Below are 7,662 nucleotides of genomic sequence, written 5' to 3'. Positions count from 1 at the left end.
TCAACTTCCCGAACCGCCCGGTGCGGACCCGCATGCCGGGTGGTGTGGCAGGGGTACGGCCTCATGGCCGTCCCCTATGCCGATTGGCTGAATGGATGAAATTCGGGCCAAAAGCGAACCCGTTATAATTCGCCCATACATTTTCCTTTGAAAGGCTCACGCGACGTACTTGGCGTGAGATCCGCGATGCTTTTTCCCTCAGAATTTGACGTTATCGTCGTCGGTGGCGGTCATGCCGGCACCGAAGCCGCTTTAGCGTCCGCGCGCATGGGCGCGAAAACGCTGCTGCTGACGCACAACATCGAAACCCTTGGACAGATGAGCTGCAATCCGTCGATTGGCGGCATTGGCAAAGGCCATCTGGTCAAGGAAGTCGATGCGCTCGGCGGCGCAATGGCTGCAGCCACGGATGAAGGCGGAATTCAGTTCCGTATCCTCAACTCGTCCAAGGGCCCGGCCGTGCGGGCGACGCGCGCGCAGGCGGACCGGCTGCTGTATAAGCAGGCTATCCGTCATCGTCTGGAGAATCAGCCGAATCTGTGGCTGTTCCAGCAGGCAGTCGACGATCTGATGGTGGAGGGCAATCGCGTCGTGGGCGCGGTGACGCAGGTCGGGATCAGCTTCCGTTCGCGGGCCGTCGTGCTGACGGCTGGGACGTTCCTCGACGGCAAGATTCACGTTGGGCTGAACAATTACACCGGCGGCCGTGCGGGTGATCCCGCTGCGGTGTCGCTGTCCGCGCGCCTCAAGGAGTTGAAGCTGCCGCAGGGTCGTCTTAAAACCGGTACGCCGCCGCGCATTGACGGCCGGACAATCGATTTTTCGGTGCTCGAAGAACAGCCGGGCGATCTGGACCCGGTGCCGGTGTTTTCCTTTCTGGGGCGCGTCGAACAACATCCGCGTCAGGTTCCGTGCTGGGTTACGCATACCAACGAGCGTACCCACGACATTATTCGCAGCGGTCTCGACCGCTCGCCGATGTACACAGGCGTAATCGAAGGCGTCGGGCCGCGCTATTGCCCGTCGATCGAGGACAAGATTCATCGATTTGCGTCCAAGGAATCACATCAGATCTTTCTGGAGCCAGAAGGGCTAACGACGAACGAGTTCTACCCGAACGGCATTTCCACCAGCCTCCCGTTTGATGTGCAACTGGAGTTGGTCCGCTCGATGCGTGGGCTGGAGCATGCGCACATCCTGCGTCCCGGTTATGCGATCGAGTACGACTACTTCGATCCGCGTGGTCTGAAGGCGTCGCTGGAAACCAAGGTGATTGACGGTTTGTTCTTCGCTGGGCAAATCAATGGCACGACCGGCTACGAAGAGGCGGCTGCGCAGGGTCTGCTCGCAGGGATCAATGCAGGCTTGCAGGTTCAGGGCAGGGAGGCGTGGTGCCCACGTCGGGATCAGGCATACCTTGGCGTTCTCGTCGACGATCTGGTTACGCGTGGCGTTTCCGAGCCGTATCGGATGTTCACGAGTCGCGCCGAATATCGCCTCAGTCTGCGCGAAGACAACGCAGATATGCGTCTGACTGAAATCGGCCGCGAGATTGGCGTGGTGGACGACGCCCGTTGGGATGCATTCAGCCGTAAGCGCGATGCTGTTTCACGTGAAACAGAGCGCCTGCGTACGACCTGGGTTAATCCGAAGACGTTATCGGCCGAAGCAGCCACGGCGCTGCTCGGAAAACCAATCGACCACGAATACAGTCTCGCCGACCTGCTGCGCCGACCGGGTGTGAGCTACGACGGCGTTTGCGGTCTGCTAGACGGTACATGCGGACCGACCGAAACGCTGGCTGATGACGATGTCCTGCTTACGCAAATCAAGGAGCAGGTCGAGATTGGTGTGAAGTATCAGGGCTACATCGAACGTCAGGCAGGCGAAATCGAACGCAACGAAGCGCACGAAAGCATGCGACTTCCCGAAGGACTGGACTACGCGGAAGTTCGCGGCCTCTCGTTCGAAGCACGGCAAAAGCTGACACAGTTCCGTCCGGAGACGATCGGGCAGGCGTCGCGGATTTCCGGCATCACGCCTGCTGCAATCTCGCTGCTTATGGTGCATCTGAAGCGAGGCTTTGGTCGCCGGCCTTCAAAGTCCGCGGACAACGGCGCCGACAGCAAGCCGGTGACCCAATGACGGCAGGGCAAAGGACTTCCGAGGTCGCTGGCAGCCGGGAATCGTTGTCGGCGTTGTTGCGTGGAGGAGCGAGCGAACTCGGTCTCGATCTGAGCGAATTCCAGTTCGGCCAGCTGCTCGATTACGTCGCGCTGCTGGCAAAGTGGAACGCGGTGTACAACCTGACCGCTATCCGCGATCCCAGGCAGATGCTGATCCAGCACATCCTCGACTCACTATCGATCGTGCCGCATCTCGCGCCCCGCGGAGCATCGTCGGTACTCGACGTGGGTTCCGGCGGGGGACTGCCCGGGATCGTGCTCGCTATCGTCCTGCCGGACTGGAACATTACGCTGAACGACATTGTTCACAAGAAGACCGCATTCCAGTCGCAGGCCAAGGCCGAATTGGGACTTGCCAATCTGTCTGTAGTGACGGGTCGTGTCGAAACTTTGCGGCCGGGTGTCGAAGTGCCGGCTAAATTCGATGTAATCGTCTCGCGTGCGTTCGCAGAGCTCTCGGATTTCGTTACACTGGCCCGTCATCTCGTCACGGAGCGCGGTGCGATCTGGGCGATGAAGGGTATTCGACCCGAAGGCGAGATCGGGCGGTTGCCAGAAGGGGCACATGTACAGCAGATTATCCGGCTCAGGGTGCCATCGCTCAACGCAGAGCGGCATCTGATCGAAGTCACGATTGATACGTGATTGAGCTGACACCAGTCATTCCAGTCATTCAAAAGTAGTAAAAAGGGACACACCAACGATGGCAAAAATCTTCTGCGTTGCGAACCAGAAGGGCGGCGTCGGGAAGACGACGACAGCAGTCAATCTCGCCGCGAGCCTCGCATCGCAGGGACAGCGGGTCCTGCTCATCGATCTGGATCCGCAGGGCAATGCCACGATGGGCAGCGGTATCGACAAGGCCGCGTGTGAAAACACCGTCTACGAAGTACTGGTCGACGGCGTGACCGTCGCGGATGCGCGCGTCAAACCCGAAGGCGTTTCGTATGATGTATTGCCGGCCAATCGCGAACTCGCGGGCGCCGAGGTCGAACTGGTCAGCGTCAACAATCGCGAGCGCCAGCTAAAGGACGCCCTCGCGCTCGTCGCGGAAGATTACGATTTTGTGCTGATCGACTGCCCGCCGGCGCTCTCCTTACTGACGCTCAACGGCCTGTGCGCGGCACATGGCGTCGTGATCCCGATGCAGTGCGAATACTTCGCGCTGGAGGGGCTTTCCGACCTCGTGGCGACGATCAAGCAGGTGCATGCGAACCTGAACCGCGACCTCAAGGTGATCGGCCTGCTGCGCGTCATGTTCGATCCGCGCATCACGTTGCAGCAGCAGGTTTCCGATCAGCTGAAAGAGCATTTCGGCGACAAGGTATTCGATGTGGTGATCCCGCGTAACGTCCGCCTGGCCGAAGCGCCGAGCTATGGTTTGCCGGGTGTGGTTTTCGACCGGGCGTCGCGCGGCGCACAGGCTTACGTCCAGTTCGGTGCGGAAATGATTGAACGGGTTCGCGCGCTGTAACGCGCGGCGGCGGAGTCCGGGAAGAACAAGGTGGCCAGCAAGGCGACCCTCAAGACAACACAAGGCGGATCGAGGAAGCACGATGAACGCAGTGGCAAGAAAGAAGGGATTGGGCCGTGGACTCGAGGCGCTGCTCGGCGGCAGCGCGGACATCACCGAGGCGGTGAAGATCGACGGCGCGCCTAACGTGCTGCCGCTCGGCAAATTACAGGCCGGCAAGTACCAGCCGCGCACGCGGATGGATGAGGGCGCGCTGCAGGAACTGGCCGCCAGCATCCGCACGCAGGGCGTGATGCAGCCGATCCTGGTACGCCCGGTGTCCGCGGACATGTACGAGATCATCGCGGGCGAGCGGCGTTTTCGTGCGGCGCGTCTGGCTGGGCTCGACGAAGTGCCGGTGCTCGTGAAGGACGTGCCCGACCAGACTGCCGCCGCCATGGCGCTGATCGAGAATATCCAGCGCGAAGACCTGAATCCGCTCGAAGAAGCCCAGGGCATCCAGCGCCTGCTCGACGAATTCCACTTCACGCATGAGCAGGCAGCGGAATCCGTGGGACGCTCGCGTAGCGCCGTGTCGAACCTGCTGCGTCTGCTGAACCTGGCGTCGCCCGTTCAGACGATGCTGCTCGCTGGCGATCTCGACATGGGCCACGCGCGTGCGCTGCTCGCCGTCGACGCCGCGACGCAGATCACGCTTGCAAACCAGGTAGTCAACAAGGGCATGTCGGTCCGCGAGACCGAGAAGCTGGTGAGCGCCACGACCAAAGCCGCGCCGGCTGTGAAAGCGCGTACGGGCCACGATGGCGGGCGCGATACCCGTCGCCTCGAGGAGGAGCTTTCCGATCTGCTCGCCGCCACGGTGAAGATCAAGCTCGGCCGGCGTGGGCGAGGGCAGGTACTCGTCGATTTTGGCGACCTCGACGCGCTGGAAGGCATTCTCATGCGACTGCGCGGCACCGCGACCGCTTCCTGAGCACGCGCTATCGTGCCCGTGGCAGAACGCACGCCAAAGGCGTCTCGAAGCATCATCCGTGAAGTGTTTGCGTTCGCGACGAAAGAACCGGTTCTGTCGGTTCTCATCGTCGCGCTGATCGTTCTGCAGTGCCTGCATCCGCGACCATGGGCCTCGTTGCCGGCGTTAGTCGACTGGCAGACTGTGCTGACGCTCGCCGGACTCCTGATATTGACGAAAGCCGTCGAGTTATCAGGATTTCTGATCTGGATGGCACATCGCGTCGTGCATCGCATTCATTCGGAGCGCGGTCTTGCGTTTCTGATGATTGGCCTTGCCGCTGCGCTTTCCACGCTGCTCACGAATGACGTAGCGCTGTTCGTCGTCGTCCCGCTTGCGTTGTCGCTGCACAAACTGACGCCGTTGCCGCTCAAACGCCTCGTGATTTTTATCGCGCTGGCGGTCAATGCGGGTTCGATCCTGACCCCGCTAGGCAACCCGCAGAACCTGTTTCTCTGGCAGACGGGCGGCGTGTCGTTCGGCGCGTTCGTACTGGGGTTGGCGCCGCTCTGCATCGCATTGATGGTTGTGCTGTATCTGATGGCCGCCGTCTTTTTCCGCGGCAAGGCACTCGATTTTTCGAAGGACGTCGAGCCGCATCCGGTCGACCGGCCGCTCGTGGGCGTTGCGGCGGTGCTGTTCGTCGCGTTCGTGCTGCTGGCGGACGCGCATCACGCCGCTATCGGCCTCGCGGGCGTCGGACTGGGCTTCCTGCTGTGGCGTCCCAGGGTCGTGTTACAGATCGACTGGCCGCTGCTGCTGATCTTCGTGTTCATGTTCATCGTGTTGCGCAGCGTCGCCGCGCTGCCGTGGATACACGAGACGATCAGTCGCTTCGATATCGGCGGCTCGCCGTTACATGCATATGCCGCCGGCGCAGTGCTGTCGCAGGGCATCAGCAACGTGCCGGCTGCGATCATGCTGGCCGAGTTCACGAAAGACTGGCGCGCGCTGGCGTTCGGCGTTAGCGTCGGCGGCTTTGGCATCGCGATCGGGTCGCTCGCCAATCTGATCGCCGTGCGTCTTTCAAACGAACGCGGCATGTGGCTTCAGTTTCACCTTTTCTCGATCCCGTTCTGGATCGTCGGCGGGACAATTGGCGCGGGCCTTCTGTTGCATTAATGAGACGGCTGCGAGAGCGTCCTGCCGGGTGCGGAAACGCTGTATCTGACCATTCCGGGCACGTACGATACGGGGGCGCCCCAGCCGCCTTACAGTTGTCATGTCTCCCGCAGTAGACAGCCATTTCCCGCATGATGAAGGCGCGTTTCATGCAGGTTATTGGTCGACGTAAAGTCTTGAATTGCCTGCAACTATCGCTTACAATCGCCCGGATTTATTTGCCAGGCAACCCCGTAAGCGGTGCGTAAGCTCGCGGGCTGAACAAGACTTTACGGAACACTGCGATGGCGGCTCAATCGTCGGATCAGGCGCCCCACGAGGGGCACGACGAACACCGCGCAGCGCACGCCGCGTCCGGGTCTTCGGGGCAGCACGCAACGCATGACGAAGCGTGGGATGTCGAGCAGCAAGATAACAATATCGTTCCGCTCACGCGGACTGAAGCTGAAAAGCTGTTTGGTCCGGATGTGAGTCGCCCATCGCGCGTCACGCCTTTCCGGGTTGTGATGGCGCAAATGGTTTTGTCCCTGGGAGCAACGCTGCTTTGGTGGCTGTTTTACAAGCCGCCGGGTGATGCTGCGCTGTCCGCATTCCTGGGGGGAGCGATCTGCTGGGTGCCGAGCGCGATGTTCGCGGCACGTTTGAGAACATTGAGCGGCGCCGAAACCGCAATGAGCTGGATGATCGGCGAAGCGCTCAAGATGGGGGCGACGATTGCGATGTTTGTAGCTATCGCATTCTGGTATCGCGACGTACGCTGGGTTCCGCTGCTCGTGACTTACCTGGTCGCCCTCAAGACGTACTGGATCGCACTCGCCTGGCGGTGAGGCACTGAACATACGGCTGGCGCACGGCGTCAGCAACAGGCAGGCGGCTTCGGCATGAATCCGCTCCGGCGTGTTCCCGCAACACGGCATCGCGCCGGGAACAGCCTGGAAAGATTTTCGACAATTTGGGTGGCATTAACGATATGGCAGCTAGCGAAGGCACGCGCGCTCTGGATCCGTCCGAGTACATCGCGCACCACTTGCAGAACTTTTCCACCGCGCACCAGACGTCGATTTTCGACATCCACGTCTGGAATCTGGACACGCTGTTCTGGTCGATCGTCTGCGGTCTGATTACGATCCTGGTCCTTCATCTGGCTGCCCGCAAGGCGACGTCTGGCGTGCCCGGCCGTTTCCAGTGCGCGATCGAAATGCTCGTCGAGATGGTCGAGGATCAATCGAAATCGATGATCCACGGCTCGCGCACGTTCATCGCGCCGCTCGCGCTGACCGTGTTCGTCTGGGTCGCGCTGATGAACTCGCTCGACTTCCTCCCCGTTGACCTGCCGGGCCGCGTGATCGGCTGGCTGGGCCTTTCGGAAGTCATTCCGCACCATCGCATCGTCCCGACCGCCGATCTGAACGGCACGCTCGGCATCGCGCTCGGCGTGTTCGTACTGATGATTTACTACAACTTCAAGATCAAGGGCGCCGGCGGCTTCGTGCATGAACTGCTGTCCGCGCCGTTTGGTGCGCATCCGCTGCTGTGGATTCCCAACCTTGCACTGAACATCATCGAGTTCGTCGCGAAAACGGTTTCGCTCGGCATGCGGCTGTTCGGCAACATGTACGCCGGCGAACTGCTGTTCCTGCTGATTGCCCTGCTCGGCAGCATGTGGGGTTTCGGCGCGGACGCCTCGGTACTCGGCTTCATCGGCCACGTGATCGCAGGTACGGTGTGGTCGATCTTCCACATTCTGATCGTTCTGCTGCAAGCGTTCATTTTCATGATGCTGACGCTGGTGTACATCGGCCAGGCTCACGACACCCACTAACGTGGTGCGTCGATTAAAAGAATTGTTTTAGTTTTGTTTCATTAAA

Annotated in this window: 7 protein-coding genes; all 7 read left to right on the top strand. The window is 60.8% G+C overall.

The genetic code is table 11. The features are described 5' to 3' along the window. The first annotated feature begins 186 nt into the window (after nucleotides 1–186). Nucleotides 187–2,145: a tRNA uridine-5-carboxymethylaminomethyl(34) synthesis enzyme MnmG gene (gene mnmG, locus LPA37_RS19210; RefSeq protein WP_229013362.1), complete on the top strand. Its 1,959-nt coding sequence runs from the start codon at nucleotides 187–189 to the stop codon at nucleotides 2,143–2,145. Further along, nucleotides 2,142–2,831, top strand: coding sequence for a 16S rRNA (guanine(527)-N(7))-methyltransferase RsmG (rsmG, locus tag LPA37_RS19205; RefSeq protein ID WP_229013361.1), 690 nt, complete (start codon nucleotides 2,142–2,144; stop codon nucleotides 2,829–2,831). Before mnmG ends, rsmG begins: the two co-directional genes overlap by 4 nt. A gap of 58 nt (nucleotides 2,832–2,889) precedes the next feature. Then, nucleotides 2,890–3,660: a ParA family protein gene (locus LPA37_RS19200; RefSeq protein ID WP_228978634.1), complete on the top strand. Its 771-nt coding sequence runs from the start codon at nucleotides 2,890–2,892 to the stop codon at nucleotides 3,658–3,660. Between the two features lie 82 nt (nucleotides 3,661–3,742). Next, nucleotides 3,743–4,633 carry a ParB/RepB/Spo0J family partition protein gene (locus tag LPA37_RS19195; protein WP_228978633.1) on the top strand — a complete coding sequence of 297 codons (891 nt, stop codon included), beginning with the start codon at nucleotides 3,743–3,745 and terminating at the stop codon, nucleotides 4,631–4,633. Nucleotides 4,634–4,651: 18 nt separating this feature from the next. Next, on the top strand, nucleotides 4,652–5,794 hold the full coding sequence (locus LPA37_RS19190) for an SLC13 family permease (RefSeq protein WP_407672570.1): 1,143 nt from the start codon (nucleotides 4,652–4,654) through the stop codon (nucleotides 5,792–5,794). A gap of 284 nt (nucleotides 5,795–6,078) precedes the next feature. Then, nucleotides 6,079–6,621 (top strand): ATP synthase subunit I, encoded by a 543-nt coding sequence (locus LPA37_RS19185; RefSeq protein ID WP_228978631.1) that lies wholly within the window; start codon nucleotides 6,079–6,081, stop codon nucleotides 6,619–6,621. Nucleotides 6,622–6,764: 143 nt separating this feature from the next. After that, complete coding sequence (atpB, locus tag LPA37_RS19180) at nucleotides 6,765–7,616, top strand: F0F1 ATP synthase subunit A (protein ID WP_228978629.1); 852 nt, start codon at nucleotides 6,765–6,767, stop codon at nucleotides 7,614–7,616. Nucleotides 7,617–7,662: the final 46 nt, after the last annotated feature.

Source organism: Paraburkholderia gardini (assembly GCF_907164545.1).
GTDB lineage: Bacteria > Pseudomonadota > Gammaproteobacteria > Burkholderiales > Burkholderiaceae > Paraburkholderia > Paraburkholderia gardini.
The sequence above is the reverse complement of the archived record's forward strand: the minus strand, read 5'-3'. Positions and strand labels throughout refer to the sequence as shown.